16 protein-coding genes and 1 other annotated feature are annotated in these 22,117 nt (G+C 51.9%); of the genes, 13 read left to right on the top strand and 3 right to left on the bottom strand.

The window, feature by feature from the left end; translation table 11 throughout:
• Nucleotides 1–401: 401 nt before the first annotated feature.
• From K3T83_RS09755 to K3T83_RS09710, 10 genes are all read left to right on the top strand, one after another.
• Nucleotides 402–1,913, top strand: coding sequence for an APC family permease (locus K3T83_RS09755; RefSeq protein WP_220202778.1), 1,512 nt, complete (start codon nucleotides 402–404; stop codon nucleotides 1,911–1,913).
• Nucleotides 1,914–1,999: 86 nt separating this feature from the next.
• Nucleotides 2,000–3,361 carry a glutamine synthetase family protein gene (locus tag K3T83_RS09750; RefSeq protein ID WP_220202777.1) on the top strand — a complete coding sequence of 454 codons (1,362 nt, stop codon included), beginning with the start codon at nucleotides 2,000–2,002 and terminating at the stop codon, nucleotides 3,359–3,361.
• Between the two features lie 317 nt (nucleotides 3,362–3,678).
• Nucleotides 3,679–3,913, top strand: a binding site (T-box leader).
• 39 nt (nucleotides 3,914–3,952) lie between these two features.
• Nucleotides 3,953–5,404: a proline--tRNA ligase gene (gene proS, locus K3T83_RS09745; protein ID WP_220202776.1), complete on the top strand. Its 1,452-nt coding sequence runs from the start codon at nucleotides 3,953–3,955 to the stop codon at nucleotides 5,402–5,404.
• A 188-nt stretch (nucleotides 5,405–5,592) separates the two neighbouring features.
• Nucleotides 5,593–7,326 carry a proline--tRNA ligase gene (locus K3T83_RS09740; protein WP_220202775.1) on the top strand — a complete coding sequence of 578 codons (1,734 nt, stop codon included), beginning with the start codon at nucleotides 5,593–5,595 and terminating at the stop codon, nucleotides 7,324–7,326.
• A gap of 39 nt (nucleotides 7,327–7,365) precedes the next feature.
• Nucleotides 7,366–7,998, top strand: coding sequence for an SGNH/GDSL hydrolase family protein (locus K3T83_RS09735; RefSeq protein WP_220202774.1), 633 nt, complete (start codon nucleotides 7,366–7,368; stop codon nucleotides 7,996–7,998).
• Nucleotides 7,999–8,055: 57 nt separating this feature from the next.
• Nucleotides 8,056–8,535, top strand: a complete 480-nt coding sequence (locus K3T83_RS09730) for a GNAT family N-acetyltransferase (RefSeq protein ID WP_220202773.1) — start codon at nucleotides 8,056–8,058, stop codon at nucleotides 8,533–8,535.
• Nucleotides 8,536–8,943: 408 nt separating this feature from the next.
• Complete coding sequence (locus K3T83_RS09725; protein WP_220202772.1) at nucleotides 8,944–10,011, top strand: ABC transporter permease; 1,068 nt, start codon at nucleotides 8,944–8,946, stop codon at nucleotides 10,009–10,011.
• A gap of 119 nt (nucleotides 10,012–10,130) precedes the next feature.
• Nucleotides 10,131–11,225, top strand: coding sequence for a sugar ABC transporter substrate-binding protein (locus K3T83_RS09720; RefSeq protein ID WP_220202771.1), 1,095 nt, complete (start codon nucleotides 10,131–10,133; stop codon nucleotides 11,223–11,225).
• Nucleotides 11,226–11,395: 170 nt separating this feature from the next.
• Nucleotides 11,396–12,865, top strand: a complete 1,470-nt coding sequence (locus tag K3T83_RS09715; protein ID WP_220202770.1) for a sugar ABC transporter ATP-binding protein — start codon at nucleotides 11,396–11,398, stop codon at nucleotides 12,863–12,865.
• Nucleotides 12,862–13,887, top strand: coding sequence for an NAD(P)-dependent alcohol dehydrogenase (locus tag K3T83_RS09710; protein ID WP_220202769.1), 1,026 nt, complete (start codon nucleotides 12,862–12,864; stop codon nucleotides 13,885–13,887). The genes K3T83_RS09715 and K3T83_RS09710 overlap by 4 nt, the downstream gene beginning before the upstream one ends.
• Before the next feature lie 38 nt (nucleotides 13,888–13,925).
• Here K3T83_RS09710 and K3T83_RS09705 read toward each other — a convergent pair whose 3' ends face one another.
• Nucleotides 13,926–15,044, bottom strand: a complete 1,119-nt coding sequence (locus K3T83_RS09705) for a D-alanine--D-alanine ligase family protein (protein ID WP_220202768.1) — start codon at nucleotides 15,042–15,044, stop codon at nucleotides 13,926–13,928.
• 13 nt (nucleotides 15,045–15,057) lie between these two features.
• The gene (locus tag K3T83_RS09700) at nucleotides 15,058–16,479 is read right to left on the bottom strand and encodes a UDP-N-acetylmuramoyl-tripeptide--D-alanyl-D-alanine ligase (RefSeq protein WP_220202767.1); all 1,422 of its coding nucleotides are present in this window, start codon (nucleotides 16,477–16,479) and stop codon (nucleotides 15,058–15,060) included.
• A gap of 357 nt (nucleotides 16,480–16,836) precedes the next feature.
• On the opposite strand from K3T83_RS09700, the gene K3T83_RS09695 reads away from it, so the two are divergent.
• Nucleotides 16,837–18,486, top strand: coding sequence for an isovaleryl-CoA dehydrogenase (locus K3T83_RS09695; RefSeq protein ID WP_220202766.1), 1,650 nt, complete (start codon nucleotides 16,837–16,839; stop codon nucleotides 18,484–18,486).
• Between the two features lie 130 nt (nucleotides 18,487–18,616).
• Here the strand turns inward: K3T83_RS09695 and K3T83_RS09690 are convergent, their stop codons facing one another.
• Nucleotides 18,617–19,519, bottom strand: a complete 903-nt coding sequence (locus K3T83_RS09690; RefSeq protein WP_220202765.1) for an ABC transporter substrate-binding protein — start codon at nucleotides 19,517–19,519, stop codon at nucleotides 18,617–18,619.
• Nucleotides 19,520–19,820: 301 nt separating this feature from the next.
• On the opposite strand from K3T83_RS09690, the gene argJ reads away from it, so the two are divergent.
• Nucleotides 19,821–20,984 (top strand): bifunctional glutamate N-acetyltransferase/amino-acid acetyltransferase ArgJ, encoded by a 1,164-nt coding sequence (argJ, locus tag K3T83_RS09685; protein ID WP_220202764.1) that lies wholly within the window; start codon nucleotides 19,821–19,823, stop codon nucleotides 20,982–20,984.
• A 339-nt stretch (nucleotides 20,985–21,323) separates the two neighbouring features.
• Nucleotides 21,324–22,070 carry an SDR family NAD(P)-dependent oxidoreductase gene (locus tag K3T83_RS09680; protein WP_220202763.1) on the top strand — a complete coding sequence of 249 codons (747 nt, stop codon included), beginning with the start codon at nucleotides 21,324–21,326 and terminating at the stop codon, nucleotides 22,068–22,070.
• Nucleotides 22,071–22,117 lie beyond the last annotated feature (47 nt).

Genomic DNA, 22,117 nt, shown 5'->3' with positions numbered 1-22,117 from the left:
GAATCTGGTCTGCCGCCGTTATTTGTTCTTCTGGTGATGAAATAACTACCTGTTTGGCTATCATAGCATATACTTATGCAGTATACAAGAGATTTATTTCTCTCACTTCTACTCACCTTAGCTAACATATGTGTCTTTACTGAAAGAACTACTAGCAAACAAGCTGTTTATTGTTACTTATATAAGTATCGCAAGTAGCTTGCTTTGTAATTACATTAATGTGCTGTTTGCTAAGAATATTTTGTCTGTTTTTTTATGAATTTTTAATAATATTCCTGTTATAATCTTGCCAAACGATCGGAGTTATTTTTCTGAAAGTGTTGAACGTTTTGTCGAGTCTAACCAGGTGAAGGATACTATATATCGGATAATTTTAATATTTTTTGATGGAGAAATGGGAAATGATAACAACTAACGTATCCCCGCTGGGAAGGAGTCCTGAAAAGAGAAAAAGTGATCAGCCGTTAGCATCTGAAGAATATGTGGCAAAGGCGCTACCCCCTATCTTGCGCACAAGAGATATGGTTGCTATTTTTCTAATAGCCATAGTTTTTATTACGAACGCCGCTACCGCAGCCTCGGGGGGGGCCGCGTCTTATATTTATTGGATTCTTGGAGGCATTACTTTTTTTATTCCCAGCGTGATTGCGACTGCCCAACTGGGAGTGCTGTTCCCCTATGAAGGATCTATCTATAACTGGACCTATAGAACGCTCGGCTCCTACTGGGCGTTCTTTGTTGGACTGTGCTGGTGGTTTCCTGTGGTGCTGATTCTGATCAGTGCCTCCGACACCATTGTTACTTATATTCAAGGCTTGAATCCGACATGGTTGACGGAACCCTGGCAGCAGGGCTTGACTATCATGGTCATCTTGATTGTGACTGCATTTCTGGCGACCCGACCAACTCGTGTGGCGCAAAATCTGGTCAATTTTGGAGCCGGTTTGATTCTATGTGCGGTGACTCTGATTGCGGTGGCAGGTATTCGCTGGCTGCTCAGCGGTCATCCATCTGCAACGAGCTTTAACCATCCCGCCGATTGGAGCATTAACGCAGGTAATTTCGCTCTGCTGGGGCTGATTACGTTGGCTTATCTTGGCTCGCAGGTGCCATTGAATATGGGCGGCGAGATGGTCAGGAATGGTGAGGGGGAGAGGCGGAAAAGTATTATCCAGCATTTACAGCTGGGAACGCTACTTGTCTTTGTCTGCTATTTCCTGGCGACGTTTGCCCTGCTCGTGGTAGAAGGCTCGACCAATGGTGCGACCCCGTTCGCGTTGATCGATACAGTGGATAAATCGCTTGGCAAAATCTGGGGCAATATCACGGTGATATGCATTATGGGCGCGTTTTTCTGTGCAGTGGTGATGTACAACGCCTCGTTTACGCGCATTTTGTTTGTGGGGAGCGTCGATAAAAGAGTTCCCACCAATGTGGGAAAGCTCAATAAATATCGTGTGCCCGCTAATGGCGTTATTGTGCAGACTGTCCTGGCGATTGTCTTTACTGCCTTTGCTTTTCTAGTGGTGCCATACACCATCAAGATAAACTCGCCAGCGAACCTTGCCACCATCATCTACAACGTCAGTCTGGCGGTTGTTTCGCTGGTCTGGGCGTTAATAACAAACTTTTTCTATATCGCCCTGTTTAAATTGTTCCTGCGTAACCGGGCGATATTGCGTGAGAAGGCCATTCTTCCCATCCCTGTCTTGTTAACAATCAGCGTTGTTGGTCCAATTAGCTGTGTTGCCACTATCGTTGATTCAGTACTCTATTCCTGGATTCCCAGCCTTGTCCCTAATAGTACATGGACGCTGGTTGTCAGTGGTGTTGTGCTCATTTGCTTTACGCTGGTTGCTGTCGGAAGCATGTTTGCTACTACAGAAGCAGCGTGGCAAAGCTGGACAACATAGCAATTATCGTGGATAATGATACTCGCGTGTATTTCTGAATGATACAGGTTCTTGAAAGTTCTTGAAGGGAGAACATTGAAACGTTTATGAATACTCAAGATGTGATTACATCAGCGCAGCAAGCGAAACTTCGTCTTGTCCGCTTTCAGTATTGCGATAATGGCGGTATTATTCGTGGTAAAGCTACACATATCAGCGGGCTACCCACGCGCATTCACGAGGGAATTGGTCATTGTGTCGTGCTGGCGGCCTGGTCTGGTGTAGAGACAGTGGGAGCGGTAGAAGGAATGGGTCCGGTAGGAGAATACCGTCTCGTGCCTGATCCAGAGACGTTTACTATCCTGCCCTATGTGCCGAATAGTGGTGCAATGTTCTGTGACTGGATTCAACTGGATGGCACGCCCTGGGATGCCGATCCGCGCTATTTCCTTAGACGTATGATTGCCCGTCTCGACAGCGAAGGGATGCGCGCAGAGGCAGCAGCAGAACATGAGTTTTATTTTGCCCGTGAAGAGATGGGCGAATATGTTCCAGCAGATCGTAGCCTCTGTTATAGTACAACTGGCCTGGACGAGCAGGGCGAGGTTATCGACGCCATTCTAGCGGCTCTGGAGGCTCAGGGCGTTGGTATCGAACTGTATCATACAGAGGGTGGACCTTCTCAGCAGGAGCTTTCTTTGCGCCATACCCATGCGTTACGTGCTGCCGATAACATCTGTCGTGCGCGTGAGACGATTCGTGGTGTGGCTCGTAACTTCAATTTGCTGGCGACGGTTGCTCCTAAGCCATTTCTGGATCAGTTTGGCAGCGGTTCCCATATGCACCTGAGCCTCTGGGGAACTGAGAAGAGCGAGCATCCAGGCCGCAATCTGTTCTTTGACCCCAGCCAACGTGGGCATCTGAGCCAGTTGGGTCTCTACTTTATTGGTGGCATTTTGCGCCACGTGCGCGGTCTCGTCGCTCTGACCAATGGTAGCGTCAATTCTTATAGTCGTTTGCAGCCACATTATTGGAGTTCGGCTTATAGTGCCTGGGGCTTCGATAATCGCGAAGGAGCGGTGCGCGTGCCTTCAACCTTCTGGGGTCGGGAGTCAACATCGATCAATCTCGAATGCAAGTTCCCTGACCATAGTGGCAATCCCTATCTGGCGTTGGGCGGCATCATTGCAGCTGGTCTGGATGGTATCAAGAACCGCATCGATCCAGGCGATCCCGTCCAGACTGATCCGGGCGCATTGAGCGAAGAGGAGCGAGAGCGGCGCGGCATTCAGCGCTTCCCAACGTCATTGGAGGAATCCCTTGATGAATTGGAGCGCGATACTGTATTGATGGAGGCGCTCGGCTCAACGCTCTCAACCGCATACATCGCTGTCAAACGCAGCGAGATCGACTTCTTCAAAGACAAAACGCCGCAGGAGGTCGTCAAGCAGCACTTCTATAAGTTCTAAGCGCTGCCTGGACAAGAGGGGATGGTCTCCGTTGAGAGATCTCTCCCCTATGAGCCATCCCGGATATGTTCCCTGTGGCTCTCGCACGCCTCAGCGCCTTCGGCCCTTCGTCCTGGTTGAGGATGATGGTGGCTAGAGGCTGGCCGTGCCAGCCTCTAGCCACCATCATCCTCAACCAGCGAGCCGCTACGCGGCGAGCAATGCAGGCAGAGGTCGCCACAAAACCATCCGGGATGACTCATAGACAAAGTACCTTGCATGAAATGCTTGACACCTTTTGCGTGATAGTGTATTCTTGGGGCAACGAATAGAATACAGCAAACGCGCTGATCAGGATTAGTAAATGTTGGCGGAATCGAGTAGCGAGCCGAGAGAGTGCAAGTCGGCAGATGGAGCCGCATTGAACCCACCTGAGAGCGTCAGTGAGAAACTGACCGGAGAATCCTCACCGTTACCTGGAGGTGCGGTTCATTTGTGACCGCGTGAGTGGAAGTATGTCGTGAGGCGTACTTCAAATAAGGTGGTACCACGAGTAATGATCTCGTCCTTGTAGAAGGGCGAGTTTTTTTATGCTTGCGAAAAGAGGATGTCATGGACAACGAGGAAAAGTACGTCGAGGAAATAGCGGATCAGGAAGATAATTTTTCAAAGTGGTACAACCAGGTGGTGCGCAAGGCGGAGTTAGCTGATTATGCGCCGGTACGTGGCTGTATGATTATTCGACCCTACGGCTATGCCATCTGGGAAAATTTGCAGCGTCTTCTGGATGCACGATTTAAAGAGACCGATGTGGTGAATGCCTACTTCCCTCTGCTTATCCCGCGCAGCTTTTTAGAGCGCGAGGCCGAACATGTGGAGGGGTTCGCGCCGGAGGTTGCCTGGGTGACGCGTGGCGGTGGTGAAGAGCTTGAAGAGCCGCTTGCTATTCGTCCGACCAGCGAGACGATCATCGGCCACACCTACGCCAAATGGATACAGAGCTATCGCGATCTGCCAGTTCTTATCAACCAGTGGAACAATGTGATGCGTTGGGAGAAACGCACAACGCTTTTCTTGCGCACCTCCGAGTTTCTGTGGCAGGAGGGTCATACAGCTCACCGCACGCTCGATGAGGCCGAAGAGCGCACAAAGCAGATGCTAGAGGTCTATCGTGCCTTTGCTGAAGAAGATGCCGCTATTCCAGTGATCGCTGGGCGCAAGAGCGAGAACGAGAAATTTGCTGGCGCGCTGCGCACCTATTCTATCGAGGCGATGATGGGCGATGGCAAGGCGCTCCAGGCTGGCACCAGCCATAATCTCGGCAACAACTTTGCGAAGAGCTTTGATATTCAGTATCTCGATTCCGATGGGCAGCGCAAATACTGTGCAACCACGAGTTGGGGCATGAGCACGCGTATGATCGGTGGTCTCATCATGGTGCATGGCGATAGTTCCGGCCTTATTCTGCCGCCTCGTCTCGCGCCGTATCAGGTCGTCATTGTTCCGATCTGGCGCAAAGAGGCTGAGAAATCAGCGGTGCTTGAGCAGGTGGCGCGAGTTGAGAAGATGCTCAAGGGCAAGGTACGCGTGAAGGTTGATATGAGTGAGAATACTCCGGGCTGGAAATATAACGAATGGGAGATGCGTGGCGTACCTGTGCGCATGGAGATCGGGCCGCGCGACGTGAAGAACAACAGCGTGATGCTGGTGCGCCGCGATAATCGAGCGAAGACGCCGATCTCTGTAGATGCACTCGAAACACATTTGCCAGAATTGTTAGAAGAGGTGCAGCAGGCGCTCTTCCAGCGTGCGGTCGAATTCCGCAAGCAGAATACCTATGCCACTGATAGCTATGATGAGTTCAAGGAGATAATCGCGGAGAAGCGCGGCTTTGTGCGCGTGAAATGGGCCGAAGATAGCGCGGCAGAGCTAGCTATCAAGGAAGAGACGAAAGCAACTCTGCGCGTTATTCCGTTCGATCAGCCAGAGGGCGGCGTGCAAGGGAAGTGTATCTACACCGGAAAACCGGCAACCTGTGAGGCGATCTTCGCGCGAGCCTATTAGAATCTTGTTTGTTGAATAAATGCCGCCTTTTCTCCTCTCTATGTTTAAGGAGGAGAAAAGGCCAGTCAAGAGAGTGCAACCAGAGCAAGCCTGTCCCTGCTTGTATCTTATAGGGTGTTGTAGTCAACAGGCTATGCGTACATGAGAGCGACTTGTCGGATCAACACATATTAAGGAGGGTTCTATCTGTGCGAGTCTCACAATTGCTGACAACGACGCTGCGTGAAGCGCCACGAGATGCCGAGGGAAGCAGCCACGAACTGCTACTACGAGCTGGTTTTATTCGTCAGCTTACCTCTGGCGTCTATAGCTATCTGCCGCTGGGCAATCAGGTGCTGCGTAATATTATGCAGATCGTTCGTGAAGAGATGGATCGTATCGGTGGACAAGAGGTCATACTTCCTGTTCTTCAACCGGAGGAGATCTGGGATCAGCATCCTGCATTTGGTGGGCCTTCGCGCCTGGAACTGTATGGCCCGGTGCTGTTTCGTTTGCGAGATCGCAAGGAGCGTGCAATGGTGATTGCACCAACTCACGAAGAGGCGTCGGCTCTGCTAGCAAAAGAATTTCTACGCAGTTATCGTGATCTGCCCCAGTTGCTGTATCAGTTTCAGGTCAAACTGCGAGACGAGCCACGCCCACGCGGTGGGCTGCTACGTGTGCGCGAGTTTCTGATGAAAGATCTCTATAGCTTTGATGCCGATCAAGCGGGATTGGATCGCAGCTTTGAGCGGGTGAAAGCTGCTTATCAAGCCATCTTCTTGCGTTGTGAACTGGCTTTTCTGGGCGTGCAGGCCGATAGTGGCGCGATTGGCGGAAAGGAGTCGCTGGAGTTTGTGGCCCTCACCGAGGCAGGCGAAGATACGATATTAAAGTGCGTCAATTGCGATTACGCGGCCAATCAAGAGAAAGCGGAGTTTGTGCGCACGGCTCTGCCAGCAGAGCCGAAACAGCCGTTAGAAGAGGTCTACACGCCCGGCTGCATGGCGATCAGCGATCTGGCAGCATACCTCAACATTTCAGCAGCGAAGACGATGAAGGCAGTTTGTTACGTGGCGGGTGACAGAATGGTCCTGGTTGTGGTGCGAGGTGATCTGGAGGTTAACGAGGTGAAGCTGTCCAATACGCTCAATCGTGCAGGCGTCAATTCCACCGATTTGCATCTCGCAACGCCGGAAGAACTGACGCGAGAGGGCATCGTGGCAGGCTATACCTCACCCTTGCAGAAGGATGAGCATATTCTGATTATCGCCGATACCTCGCTTCAGCAGGGAAACAACTTTGTTGCTGGAGCGAATCGAGTCGATTATCACGTGCAGCATGTCAACTATCCCCGCGATTTCAGGGTGGATCTCTGGGCAGATATCGCCTCTGCCTATGACCATGCAACCTGCGTGTATTGTGGTGGGACGCTGCACGCTTTTCGTGGCTGCGAGCTGGGCCACATCTTCAAGATTGGCACGCGCTACGCTGACTTGTTCGATGTCACCTACCTCGATGCTGAGGGGAATGCTCACCCGGTCCAGATGGGCAGCTATGGTATTGGTATTGGACGCCTGATGGCGCTCATTGTGGAGCAGTGGCACGACGACAAGGGGATTATCTGGCCGCTTCAGATTGCGCCGTATCAAATTGCGCTGCTAGGACTTGATCTGGATAAGACCAGCAGCGTTGCCGAACAGCTCTATACAGATTTAACGGTGGCGGGTCTCAGCGTGTTGTTTGATGATCGTGCGGAGACGGCGGGTGTCAAGTTCAATGATGCTGATCTTATCGGTCTGCCGCTACGTGTGGTGGTGAGCAAGCGTTCATTGAAAAATGGCGGTGTCGAATTGAAGTGGCGGGCGCGTAGAGAGAGTCGTATTGTGCCTGTGGAGGATGCTGTACAGGCCATTCAAGCTGAAATACGTAATGGGTTGTAAGAAAAGGGGTCTTTGATCCCATCTTTTAAGGAGAATACCATGTCACTCTTGATTGAAGATGGAGCCACTGTTCTGTTTCAGGGGGATAGTATCACGGATGCTGGACGTGATCGACAGGAGCATCATCACCTGGGCTATGGCTATGCTATGCTGGCGGCATCCTGGTTCCAGGCGCTTTATCCCGAGAAGGACGTACATTTTCTCAACCGGGGAATTGGTGGCGACAGAACGAGCGATTTGCGGCGTCGCTGGCAGGCTGATTGTCTGGAGTTGCAACCCGCCTGGGTCTCGATCATGATCGGCATTAACGATACCTGGAGGCGCTATGACCGGGGTGATGCAACATCTGTGGAGAGCTTCGAGGAGAACTATCGCGCCATTCTGGAGGATGTGACAACGAAGCTGGGAGCCAGGTTGATTTTGTTAGAGCCGTTTGTGGTGCCGGTGCCGGCAGATCGAGTGCAATGGCGCGAAGATCTTGATCCTAAGATTGCCGTTGTGAGACAACTGGCACGCGAGTTTCGCGCTATTCTGGTTCCGTTGGATGGCATCTTTGCGCAGGCCAGCGCCCAGCGCGAGTCGGCATTCTGGGCGGGAGACGGCGTACACCCGTCGAACGCTGGTCATGCTTTGATTGCTCAATCCTGGTTGCGAGCAGTGAAAGCGCTATAACCAATTCTATAATGACAACCTGTTCAATGCTTAAAATTCTGGGGAGGGAATGACGATATGGAGTTAAATATTCTTATTCGTGAAGCACGGCGAGAAGACGCAGGAGCGATTGCCACGATACTGCGCCGGTTGGGTTGGATAGAGCGTATGAATAATGAGGCACTCACCACGACGGAACAGCATGTGGCTCGTATGCTGGATCTGGAGGTGCGTGATGGTTGCAATACTGTATTGGTGGCAGAACGTGAGAATGGAGCGGTGGTCGGGTATCTGGCGGTACACTGGCTCCCCAACCTGATGCGTGGGATCGATGGCTACGTCTCAGAACTGTTTGTCCATCCCGACGAGACCGGCAAAGGGACCGGGAGCCGTCTCCTTGAGACTGTGCGTACCTATGCGGTTCAGCGAGGATGTACCCGCATGTTGTTGATGAACCGTCGTATTCGCGAATCGTATCAGCGCAGCTTTTACGCCAAACATGGTTGGGAGGAGCTGCCCGATGGGGCTTTTTTCAGCCTCAGCGTGGCGGCACAATAGTTGTAAGCAGCGGGCAGGTCGAGTACATCATGGGAATTGGTAGCGTACTCGATCTACTCGACTTTTTGGGCCGTAACGTGTTGATAGGGAAGAGAAGTGCACGTGGGAATTTTTTCTTACCAAAGGACTCTGATTGCTTCTGCTGAAATGCAGCTATTCTCTTGTTTCAGGGACGTAGAGAGACCAGGAATCTTGAAAGAAACGAAAATCGTATCGAGTAGAAAGTAGAAACGATTGACAACAGGCTATTTTCCAGGCATGCTATATAGACAAAGTACAATTTAAAGGTGCGATTTGACCGTACAATTTAGCTAGTTTAGCGTTCAACAAACAACGGCTCTTTCTGTCCAATGTAGGTATGAATGTTCCATTTAGGCTCCATCGTGGGAGCAGTAGAAGGGACGAGCCATGACAGAGACACACGAATCACGTGAGCCGCACTCACGCGGGTCCACCGTGATTGTAGGGGAGGCGGTCGCAACTTCCCAGAAGACAAACTCTTCCCTACGCACCCTCGCTCATACCATTGCCTCGCAGGATTATATTGGTGTACTCATCGCGACAGTAATTCTTACGTTAGGTATAGGGATAGCACATCCGAACTTCCTGGCCTTCAGCCAACTCTTAGATATTCTCAATCAGGCCACATTTGTTGCAATTCTGGCCTGTGGCATGGCGTTTCTCCTGGCAATGCGTGAGTTGGATCTTTCAGTGGGATCGATTTATGGGCTGACCTCGCTGTGTTCCGCGATGCTCATGCATGCAGGTGTTCCTTCGTGGCTGGGCGCGCTTACGGGGCTGGTGCTTGGTGCCGTGCTGGGATTGGTCAATGGGCTGCTGATTCAGTTATTTCGCCTGCCCTCGATTGTTGCGACCCTGGCAACCATGTCTATTTTCCGAGGACTTATTTTTGCATTAAGTAATGGCAACCAGGTCATCGGCCTCTCTCTGAGTGATCCCTTCGCTAACCTGGTGGGTGGCCATTTGCTGGGGATTCCCACCAACGTCTGGGTCATGATTCTCATCGTTGTGATCTTCACTATCGTCCTCCACTCTACCCCTTTCGGTTATCGCATTCGTTCTATCGGCTCGAATCCTGAAGCGGCGGTCTTTAGCGGCCTGCCAACAGTTTCTGTCCGCTTGTGGGCTTTTGTCGTGATGGGAGCGTTAGGCGGATTGGCCGGTATGTTATCGCTGGGCTATTTTGGCTCATCCGATCCAAACCTGGGCACTGGCTACGAACTGCTGGCAATTGCCGCTGCCGTGATTGGTGGCACTCCGTTGCGAGGCGGCAAGGCAACAATTGTCGGGGCAGCCCTCGGCTCCATTCTTCTTGGAGTTGTGAGCAGCGGTCTGGCATATTTTAATGTTCCAATTAATTGGACCGCCTTTGCCACTGGCGCGGTGATCTTGCTTGCGGTCTCCCTGGATAGCCTGTTGCGTCGTAGCCGGACGAAGGACCATTCCTTTTTGTAATTGCTTTTAGTAGGGCGTCTCTTGCCGAGAGCATTGTGTAGCAAGGAGAGAATGCAGCACTGCCGCGTGGCTGGTGTCATAGATGCATTCCGCAAACATATTTCTCTGAGGAGGAACCTATGCGACACGTAAAAATGTTTTCCATCCTCGGTAGCGTCTCTGTTGTAATGGCCCTGCTATTTCTGGCCGCTTGCGGTGGTAGCTCAACGCCGGCATCGAATGCTGGCACGACGGGCGGCCAGAAGAGTCCTTCTGATATCCATGTTGGCTTTGTGAGCGAGACCAGCAGCTTGAACTTTGCCTCTGAGATGGCGGCTGGTGCGCAATATGCTGCGAATCAGTATCATGTCAACGCGCAAATCGTCGCGCCGCCGAACATTGACGACCAGGCTGCGGTCAAGCTCTTTCAAGATCTGACAAGAAATGCTCGTGACGGTATCGCTGTCGAAACGCTTGCGCCGAATCTCTTTGCCCGTCCAGAGGCTGACGCTGTGAAAGCAGGCATCCCAATTATCGCCATTGATACGACGCTATCGCCGGGGACGAACATCATGACATATGTTGGCAACGACAACATAGCTGCCGGGGCAATGCTGGCTCAGGCTGCTATCGAACGCTTACCGAAGACAGCGAAGGGCAACGTGGTTGTTGGCATCGATACGCCGGGCGTCCCAGTGCTTGTGTATCGCTTCCAGGGGATTCAGGAGGAGTTCAAACGCTTACGCCCTGATCTTCAGGTGCTTGGCCCGTTTGATTCAAAGCAGGAGCCACAGCAAAACTTCGATGCCTGGAATAATCTCATCAAAGCACATCCTGAAGGCGTGGCCTATCTTGGTGTGGGCGATGCAGATAATGCCTCACTTGCCAGGCTCAGACAGGCCAACCACGGAACTTACCTGACTGCCGCCTTTGATCTCAACCCGGTCGGGCTGCAAGCCGTCGTCGATGGCACTAATTTTGCCATTGTTGATCCCGAACACTTTTTGAAAGGCTATACGGCGATGCGACTACTGATTGAGCACGCAATGAACGGGAAAGCGATTCCGACGGGGTGGTGGAATACGGGAGCGCTACTCATCACCCAGGTTAACGTGCAGGATATCATTGCCCGTCAGAAGAGCCTGGAGACCAAAGGTAAGTTCTATCAGCCGATTATCGACAAGCAGTTTGCCAATCCAACGGCTCAGATCAAACCTCTAGAGCAGGCAAAATAAAATGTTGCCCTGCTATCAGGGATAGTGGGACGACCCAACGTAGTGATTTCCGAAAAGCGGCTATAGAATCATTCTTTAGCGTAGAAGAGGTGTTTCATGAGTGCTTCTAAGGATGTGCTTGAAGCTGAGAGGCTCTTTAAGTCCTACGGGGGCATTGCGGCGCTCAAGGGGTGAGCTTCCGTGCGCGTGCTGGCACCGTTCACGCTCTGCTGGGCGAGAATGGCGCAGGCAAATCAACGCTCGTCAAAATGCTGGCGGGTGCTACCTCACCCGATGTGGGTAGCATACGCCTGGATGGGCGAGAGGTTCACTTTTCCAATACGGCAACTGCGGCGGCACAAGGAGTCGCAGTTGTCTCGCAGGAGTTGAGCCTCTTTTCTGATCTTGATGTGCTGGCGAATCTATTTCCAATGCGCGAGCCGCGCCGGGGGCCGTTTGTGGCGCGTGGACGAATGTTGGAGCAGGCGGCACCAGTTCTGGCTGAGCTTGCCCTGGATGTCGATCCACACATGCCCGTCTCCCAACTCTCTTTGGAACAGCGCCAGTTGCTTGAAATCGCCCGCGCTCTCATGGTACATCCACGTGTGTTGATCCTCGATGAACCAACATCGGCCCTGCATGTGCGCGAGACGGAGCGGTTGCATATGGTATTACGCACGCTCCGTCAGCTTGAGGTGGCAGTTGTGTATGTCTCCCACATTTTGGAGGATGTGTTGAACCTGTGCGATGAAGTGACGGTATTGCGCGATGGGGAAAAGGTACTGGATGCCGTTCCCGTCTCGCAGCTTACAATTGATGAGATTGTACGAGCTATGCTAGGCGACAAAGCAGGCTCGCAAATGGTGCCGCATGCTCAGGCCAGTAAGTCGCGTGTCACAGATCGGGGAGCATTGCGTTTTGAGGATGTGTCTGTGCCAGGGTGTCTGGAAGAGGTTACGTTTAAGGCTCCGGGTGGTGAGATCGTTGGCGTGACCGGGCTATCTGGCTCTGGTCATCGGGATGTGCTGGCTGTTGCAATGGGGCTACGGCGTCCCCAGCGTGGGCGAGTTCTGTTGCCTGATGGCACGGAGGTTCGGCATGATTTGCGAGCAGCGGTGCGGCAAGGGGTCGCGCTCGTCCCAGGAGATAGGCGGCGCGTCGGCCTTATGCTGGACAAGCCCATCTGGGACAATATCGCGCAAGTGCGCTCCGTTGCTCTGGGTCGCGATGGGATATTTCTTCAGGCAAGCCAGTTACGCACACGCGCGCAGGAATACATGGCGCGCCTGGGCATCGGCACGCGTTCGGTAGATCAGGAGGCGGGGGAATTGTCGGGCGGCAATCAGCAGAAGGTTGTTTTTGCCAGATGGCTTGAGGCTGAACCGTCCGTCCTGCTGCTCGATGATCCGACACGCGGTATTGATGTGGGAGCCAAAGCGGAGATTTACCGGTTGATGCGCGGATTGGCTGAGCGGGGGATCGTGCAGGTGCTGGCCTCTACCGATCCCTGGGAACTGGCAACGATCTGTGATCGGGTCTATGTATTTCATAGTGGGCGCATCTGTGCAATGCTCGAAGCATCGCATCTGAATGCACATACAATTCTTGAGGTGATGAACACCGGAGAACTGCCCTCAGCACTGAACGAGGAGGGGCTATGAAGGCTGTACGCTTGCACCGCTATAACGAGCATCCGGTGATTGAGGAGGTGGCTGAGCCAAAGATTACCAGTCCACATGATGTTATTGTGCGGGTTGGTGGCGCTGGCCTTTGTCGTACTGATTTGCACATTATTGAGGGACAATTCAGGGAGAAATCTGGTGTGACGTTGCCCTATACGCTTGGTCACGAGAACGCCGGTTGGGTGCATGAGGTTGGATCGGCGGTTAGCAACGTTGCGGTGGGTGATACGGTGATTGTGCATCCACAAATCTCCTGTGGTTTCTGTCGCGCCTGTCGTGCTGGCGATGATATGCATTGCGCCAATGCAGGTTTTCCAGGGATGGATCTTGATGGCGGCATGACTGATTTGCTCAAGACTGATGCCCGTACTATTGTCAAACTGGACCCTGGTTTCGCTCCTGAAGATATCGCAGCCCTGGCCGATGCAGGTTTAACAGCCTATTATGCCATCAAAAAGGCCGTTTGTTTACTCTATCCAGGTACAAAGGCTGTTGTGATTGGTGCTGGTGGGCTGGGGCATATCGGCATTCAGTGCCTCAAGGCGCTGACCCCGGCGGAGATTATCGTTGTGGACCGCTCACGTGAGGCGCTTGAACTGGCCCAAACATTCGGAGTGGATTATGCAGTGCTGGCAGATGGGAAGCAGGTGGAGACGGTGAAAGAAATTACCAACGGGCGAAATGCTGAGGCAATTATCGATTTTGTGGGCGAAGGCAGTGCCGTTGATGATGGCATAGCGATGTTGCAGCGTGCAGGGAGCTATTATGTCATTGGCTATGGTGGCAAACTCAGCATCCCAACTATCGATATTATCTCAACCGAGATCAATTTTATCGGCAATCTGGTTGGTACATACAACGATCTAGTGGAACTGATGACTCTGACTGCGCAGGGAAAGATCGCGCTGCATACAACGGTCTATCCGCTCGATGCAGCGCTTGAGGCGATCCAGGCGCTAGAAACGGGGAACATACGCGGTCGCGCGATTCTCGTTCCTTGATAGAGAAAAACGACCATTGCCTGGATCACCATGCGGCTCTAATAGGTTGTGCGCAGGCGTTGTCGCTGCTGGTGGCGTTCTAATGCAAGCTCTATCAGCCGATCAAGCAGTTGGGGATATGGCAGGTTAGCAGTTGCCCAGAGGCTTGCATATACGCTTGATGAGGTGAAGCCAGGCATGGTATTGGCTTCGTTAATATAGACGCGCTGGTCGTTGCGATCAACGAAAAAGTCAACACGTGCAAGACCGCTCAGCTCCAGGGCCAGAAATGCCTGCTTTGCCATGCGTAAGATGTCTTCGGTCATCTGTGGCGAGATACCAGCCGGAGGGATATCCAGGCGGAACGTCGGATGGACATATTTGAGATCGTAATCGTTGACAACATTTTCCTCATTAACGATCTCCCCCAATGGCGAAGTAATAGGCTCTTCGTTGCCCAGGACGGAACAGGAGATTTCGCGAATATTTAAGCAGCGCTCAACAATGATTTTATTGTCATATTCCGCAGCCTGCGCGATTGATCGCCGCAATGCTTCACGATCATCGGCCCTGGTCACGCCAACGCTTGATCCCATATTGACCGGCTTCACAATGCAGGGATAGCCAAGCTTCTGTTCTACCTCAGTCAGCACCGCTTCTGGTTCGCGTGCCCATCGGGTGTAGCGATACGTCAGGTAATCGATCACGGGGAGATTGATCGATTGGAAGATGATCTTCATCTTTTCCTTGTCCATGCCGATTGCCGAACCAAGCACTCCACCGCCAACATAGGGAATGCCTGCCATCTCCAATAGCCCCTGAATGGTTCCGTCCTCCCCATAGGGTCCATGAATGACCGGAAAGACGACATCGAGGGGCGCAACCTTCTTGCCATTTCTCACAGACAACAAATCGCGCACGGTAGGATCGCCAGCCAGCACGACGGCTTTTTCCTGCTGTATATGTTCTTTCTCGTCTGGTTTCTCTTCAAGCGCATGAAGTTCCTCTGGCGTGACGTTCAGTAACCATGCACCTTCTTTTGTGATGGCGAGAGGAACCACATCGTATTTGTTTGTATCTAGATTGGCCAGGACTGCCTCTGCTGAATGGAGCGAAACATCATATTCACACGAGCGGCTCCCGAAAACAACGCCGACCCGAAGCTTCTTTTGTGTCATGTATGTCCTCTTTCTAGAAATGTTCAAGTATTGTATGCAGATGGAGTGGATTGGACGCTTTGACGAAGAGCAGGTCGTTGCTCTGAACTCTGCTGAGGAGGAATGAGGCAACGGACTGTTTGGCGGCCTCAAATTGCACCGAGTTGGTGGGATCAACTTCAAAATAATAGATCTGGCTTGCTGGTAAACCCGCTGCCTGTGCCCCTTCTACGTAGAAACGAGCCTCATCGCCAATCGCAACGAGATAATCGACCTTGTTTGCGAGTCCCTGGCCGATTGCATAGTGCTCATCGCGGGAATATTCACCGAAATCAACCATATCGCCCAGAACAGCCCAGCGCTTGCCTCCACTGGAAGAGTTGGCTTCGTTCATGATATCAATGCCGGTGAGCATCGACTCTCTATTGGCTTTGTAAGTGTCATCGATAAGTGTGCTGCCATTTGGACCACGCTTGATCTCTCCTCGCCCTTTTACTGCGGTAATAGAACTGAGCGCCGAACAGATGGCATCGGGAGCTATCCCGGCCAGAAAACCAGTAGCAGCAGCCGCCAGCGCCGTACTGATACCATGCTTGCCGGGTATCTGGAGTTGTACTGGTAGATGGACATCGTGGTAGCGAAGCGTGAAGGCGTATCCTTTGAGAACATTGCCTGTAATATCGGTGGCACGAACCTCAGCACGTTCATCGAAGCCGTAGTAAATGACGCGTGCCTGTGTTTTCTGGCTCATCGCACGCACTTGTGGGTCGTCGTAGTTAAGAATCGCAATACCATCTTCTGGGAGCGCCTGAACCAGCTCGCTTTTCGCAATCGCGATACGCTCTAGAGATCCAAAGGTTCTGAGGTGAGCAGTGCCAACACTGGTGACAATCGCCCAGTTGGGACGCACGATGCTGCAAAGCCAGGCGATCTCTCCCACTCGCTCCGCGCCCATTTCCAGAACGGCGTAACGATGCTGAGGTTCCAGACGCAATACCGTTAAGGGGAGGCCCACTTCATTATTATAGGAAGCGTGCGTTTTGAGCGTGGGGAATTGCTGGCTGAGAACTGCTGCAACCGCTTCCTTCGTCGTGGTCTTGCCATTACTACCGGTGATGCCGATCATTGTTGTTTGTTGCTGGCGGCTTGCTCGGACGCGTGCGGTGGCGATGAGAGCCTCTACCACATCGGGTACAACAAATTGTAGAAAGTGAGGTGGCACATCAATGGCGGGTTCGGTGCAGAGAGCGCCCAGTGCACCAGTCTGGGCGACAGTGGGAATATATGTATGACCATCGACCCTTGCACCTTTGATAGCAACGAAGAGATCGCCGGGGCCGACCTGACGGCTGTCATGTTGTGCCGACTGGAAAAGCAGTGCTGGATCGGCGGGAACAGCACTCTGGACTTGGACTTTGCCATCATTGCCTTGCAAGATATCGTTGTAAGAAAACATATAGGTTGCTCCATCCTCTAAGATGCAGTTTTTTCACGGAAAATTGCTTCGTGGTTGGGTAAGGATCTATACATACTAACGAATGAGAAGCTATGAAGCCAGGGCGCTTTCCCGTGAAAAGAGCAGGGCGATGCTTTTTGCATCGAAGCACCCGCCATAGCAGATGATCTCATGGCGGGTGCATTGATACCCACCCTATTATAGCTTATCCGATGGCGGCTGGTTTGTAAAACGTTGCTGACAACATCTCGAAAGCCCTTTTGTCGATGCCAACAACAAGTTGTGGCTTCTTTTCCGTTCATCGTACAATACAGGGAAAGCGGACAATGAGGATCTTTCTGCAAGGGAGCAAGCAATATGGAGTATCACGCTACACATACGGTCTGGAATCAGCCTCCGCCTCTGGTCAATTACAATGCGTTTACGCAAGATACTGCTCTGATTGAAAGCGTTGTGCGCGAAGAGGCAGGCTGGGCACAGGAGCGTTTGAGCGAGATTGGAGCATTTGCCGGGAGCAAAGAAGCGATAGCATGGGGCTGCGATGCCAATACATACGAGCCGGTTTTGCACACACATGATCGTTATGGTCAGCGCCTCGATGAAGTGAGCTATCACCCCGCGTATCATCAGCTGTTGCAGCGTGCGGTTGCCTGGGGTATGCATGCCTCTTCCTGGCGTGAAGGCAGATCTGGAAGCCACGTGGCGCGGGCCGCCGCCTTCTATCTCTTTGCTCAGGTTGAGGCCGGGCATGGCTGCCCGGTTTCTATGACACATGCTGCTATTCCTGTCTTACGCAAACAGTCAGCGCTTATGGAGGACTTGTTGCCCGGATTGCTCTCGCTTGAGTATGATCCTGGTTTGCGTCCTGCTCGTGAGAAGAAGGGAATGTTATGTGGTATGGGTATGACCGAGAAGCAGGGAGGATCAGATGTGAGGAGCAATACGACCACCGCTGTTTCTGATGGCAACGGAGCCTATCTGTTGACGGGCCACAAATGGTTCTGCTCTGCCCCGATGAGTGATTTCTTCCTGGTGTTGGCTCAAGCTCCCGGTGGGTTATCCTGTTTTTTGCTTCCTCGTGTATTGCCTGATGGCACCAAAAACCGTTTCTTGCTGCAACGGCTCAAGGACAAACTGGGGAACCGCTCAAATGCTTCGAGCGAGGTTGAGTTCGATCAGACCTGGGCTATCCTGATAGGCGAAGAGGGAAAGGGAGTGCGCAGCATCGTGGAGATGGTCAATTTTACCCGCTTGGATTGTGTGTTGGGAACGGCCGCGCTCATGCGTCAGGCAACGGCCCAGGCCGCGCATCATGCCGCCTATCGCAGCGCATTTGGTCGTCGTTTGTTGGATCAGCCGTTGATGCGGAATGTGCTGGCCGACCTTGCCATCGAGTCTGAAGCTGCAACCATGTTGGCGATGCGACTGGCGCGTGCTTGCGATCAGGCCGAGAGCAGCGAGCATGAACAACTGATCAAACGGCTCGGAACAGCCATTGGTAAATATTGGGTGACGAAGCGTGGGCCAGCTCATGTGGCGGAAGCGCTGGAGTGTCTGGGAGGCAATGGGTATGTTGAGGAGAGCATGATGCCCAGGTTCTATCGAGAAGCTCCGCTCAATTCTATCTGGGAGGGATCGGGCAACGTGAATGCGCTGGATGTCCTGCGCGTCTTCGTAAAAGAGCCACAAGCGCTCGAACGCTTTTTTGAGGAGGTTACACCTGCCTGCAAAGTGGATGCGCGCCTCGCAGCTGCGTGCAAACAACTACAGCGTCAACTCGCTGATCCTCAGATGCTAGAATGGCGCGCGCGATATCTGGTGGAACAGATGGCGCTCGTGTTTCAGGGGGTCTTGCTGGTACAATACAGTCCTGCGGTTGTTGCCGATGCTTTCTGCGCAACGCGTCTGGCGGGCGATTGGGGCAGAGCCTTTGGCACGCTTCCCCGAGGCGTGGATGCAGTGGCTATCCTTGAGCGAGCCAGGCCAAAACGCGAATATGAATTATGATAAATCTGTCAGACAAATATGAGGGAAAAGTGACGATTGTATGCTTAATGTAGCTAATCGTCACTTGCTGCTAACGGTCTGTAATCTCGAAATTAATCTCAGCCAATGCCTTTTGTGGCAAGGGTCAAGCTCAGGCAATGTTACGCCTGCGATCAATCAAAGTGATTTCCCCGTTTGCGATTCCCCATTTGACAATGAGCTGGTGATAAGTGCCAGCGGTCTTCAACTGATTGTAGGCTGTTTGGATCGCCTTGAGCATCTCCGAATCGCCCTTACGTACAGCAATTCCTTCAGTATCTTCGCCAAAGGCAGAGCTGGCTGCTTCAAATTGATCAGGATGCTGTTTGACATAGTAGTCTGTCACAGGGGAGTCCTGATAAGTTGCGACAGCACCTTGAGTCGTTAGGAGCTGTACCACCGCCGCCTGATCTTCGAGCGCGATTATTTTGATCTCCGGCTTCTCCTGCTCCAGACAATTATCGCTAGAACTCTGTAAAACACCCTGTTCTACGGTGCCTTTCTGCACGCCCACAGCGAGGCCGCACAGATCATCAGTACTGGTGATGTGTTTAGGGTTGCCTTTCTGCACCAGCAGAGATTCGCCAGCCTTCAAGTACGGGATGAAATCGGCCTTCTCCTGCCGCTCAGGGGTGATATTAACTGCTGAGATAACGACATCGAAGTGTTTGGCCGCCAGATCATCAATGATGGTTGTAAATGCGGTAGGCACAATCTTCACTTGCAAACCCATCTTTTTTGCAATTTCGGTGATTAGATCAATGTCAAACCCGACAGCTTTGTGCGTTGTAGGATCAATAAACTCTTGTGGAGGATAAGTGGTATCGCTGCCAACGGTTAAGATGCCAGATGTGATCAGGTCGGTGGGAGGAGTGATAGAGGAATTATTGCCAGATGTTGTGGGGCCGCCATTACTGCATGCAGCAAGGAGCAGAGAAAATAGCGTAATACTGCTCAGTAGCCATATGGCCAGTGAGGTACGATGGCTTTGCTGCTTGAAATATACAGGGATCATACAGTGATTCTCCTCTCAAATCGCTAAAGGTGAGCGCGGTTAGCATCAGTGTAGCATAGCTGTTGAAAGGATGACAAGAAATATGGGCGCTGCAAGAGGAGTTGTTCCCTTCTTCGATTGCATCGTACAATACGGAGAGAAACAACAAACGCGCTCCTGGTCTTTCAGCTTTTAGGATCAAGAGAAGGAGAGATCCAGGGGCGCTTCCTTTGTTTTTAGCTAGATAAGGTTGAGGCGACGTGTAGATGCATGTTTTGTCTCAACGTGGCAGTGCAGTAGCAATGAGGAAGCGAGGAATTGCATGCAAGCTTTACCCTTTTATCCAAAGGGGTTTCGTTCTTGTGCCAAAAATATAGGCATTAGAGATGCCACGCTTGATTTTACAGTTATTGCGTCAGATGTGCCAGCTTCCGCAGCGGCTATGTTTACGCAGAGCCGTTTTTGTGGAGCCGCTATCGTTGTGGGGAGAGAGTACGTTGCTGATGGACGCTTGCAGGCGTTTGTCATCAATAGCAAAAATGCGAACGTTGCCACTGGAGAGCAGGGACTTGCGAATATTCGCGAGGTGGTTCGTCTTGTCGCGGAAGAGGTTGGATGTCTACCCGAGGACGTGTTGCCATCTTCTACGGGGGTAATTGGACGACAATTGCCAATGGAGAAGATGCGCCAGGGCATCGTGGGCATTCGCGATGAGTTGCGTGCTGGACAACTTGAGCGCTCAGCCCAGGCGATCATGACGACCGATACGCGCCCAAAAATTCGTGCTGCGCAGGTGGGCAATGCCGTGCTGGTTGGTATGGCAAAAGGCGTGGGCATGATTGAGCCAAATATGGCAACGATGCTGAGCTATTTCGTCACCGATGCACAGATTGCCCCGGACGTATTGAAGCATTGTTTGCAACAGGCGGTGCAGGTCTCTTTCAATATGATTTCCGTCGATACCGATACCAGCACAAGCGATACGGTGGCGATCATGGCAAACGGCCAGGCTGGAGAGGTAGATCTGGCAGAATTTCAGCAGGCGTTGCAAGCAATGGCTATTGAACTGGCGAAAGAGTTAGCCAGGGACGGCGAGGGCGCGACGAAACTGCTGGAAATTACTGTCGATGGTGCCTCGTCCTTTGCTCAGGCGAAACGCGTTGCCAAGTCTATTGTGAACTCCCCCCTGGTCAAAACCGCTATTTTTGGGGCTGATCCCAACTGGGGGCGTGTCGCTATGGCGATTGGCAAATGTGAAGAGCAGGTCGAGATTGTCCCGGAGAAAGTGGCGATTGCCTTTGGAGATCTGACGGTCTATCAAGGGCATCCGCTGCCAGAAGATCATCTTGATAAGCTCACGGAATATCTGAAAAATTCAGAGGTGGTCGTTCGAGTCTCTCTTGGATTGGGCGATGCCAGCGCAACTGTGTGGGGTTGTGATCTCACACACGGCTATATCGACATCAACGCCTCCTATTCGACCTAAGAAGCGCTCTTTGTCCAGGCACGAACGCCTGAAGTCTCTCCACTTGACTTTCTCATCTCCCTGTACTATTATAGACTCAATTAGTCTGTAATAGTACAGGGAGATGAAGTACTCATAAGCAGTTGATGATGCATTCTCCTCTGTGATATATTGTGTAGCCTCCTTTTCGGAGCAGCCGAAAGGAGAGCACTTTTTTTTGTTACAATTATGGACTTAATAGACTCATAAAATCTGTAATTGGAAAGGAGTGGCGTACATATATTGATTGCGAACCTGCGAGATCATTTTAACGAGATGATGAGATAAGTGTTTGGATACCTTATTCAAAAGGAGGCATTGATGCGACTACAAGGAAAAAAAGCTCTGATCACTGGAGCCACATCGGGAATTGGACAGGCTATTGCTGAAGCTTTTGCTCGTGAAGGAGCTTATGTTGCTGTCGTCGGGCGTAATGAGCAACGAGGAAAGCAAGTCGTCGAGACGATTAAAATAGTGGGTGGATCTGCCGTATTTTTTGCTGCTGAGCTAACTGCAAAAACGGATATAGACCGTCTGATGAAGGCAGTTGACGAGACGTTTGGTCCGGTTGATATCTTAGTAAACAATGCAGGAATCTTTCCCAGCGGTCTCACCACCCAGATCGACGAGGCGACCTTTGATGCGGTTATTGCGACCAATCTGAAAGCCCCTTTTTTTCTCTCTGCCATCCTGCTTCCTCAGATGGCAAAGCGGGGATCAGGGAAGGTGATTAACATTACATCAGGGGCAGCTTTTGTTGGATCACCTCCAATGGCTCTCTATGGCTCATCGAAAGCGGCTTTGACGTTGCTGACGAAAGCCTGGGCAGCGGAATTTGGCCCAAACGGGGTTAATGTCAATGCTATTTCGCCAGGCCCAACGAGTACTCCAGGGACGATGGATGGGAAAGAAAGTTTGGAGCAAGTAGTGCAAACGCTGCCAGCAAGAAGAATAGCGCAGGCAACGGAGATAGCTGGTGCTGCTGTCTACCTTGCCAGTGACGAAGCAAGCTATGTTCATGGTACAACAATTGCTGTTGATGGAGGAGGTCTCGCTGTCGTCGTCTAAGTCAATAAGAGGAGGGATGTAGATTTCCCTTCTCTTATCGGTATGTG

Source organism: Reticulibacter mediterranei (assembly GCF_016587455.1).
This window is presented reverse-complemented; position numbering and strand designations above follow the sequence as displayed.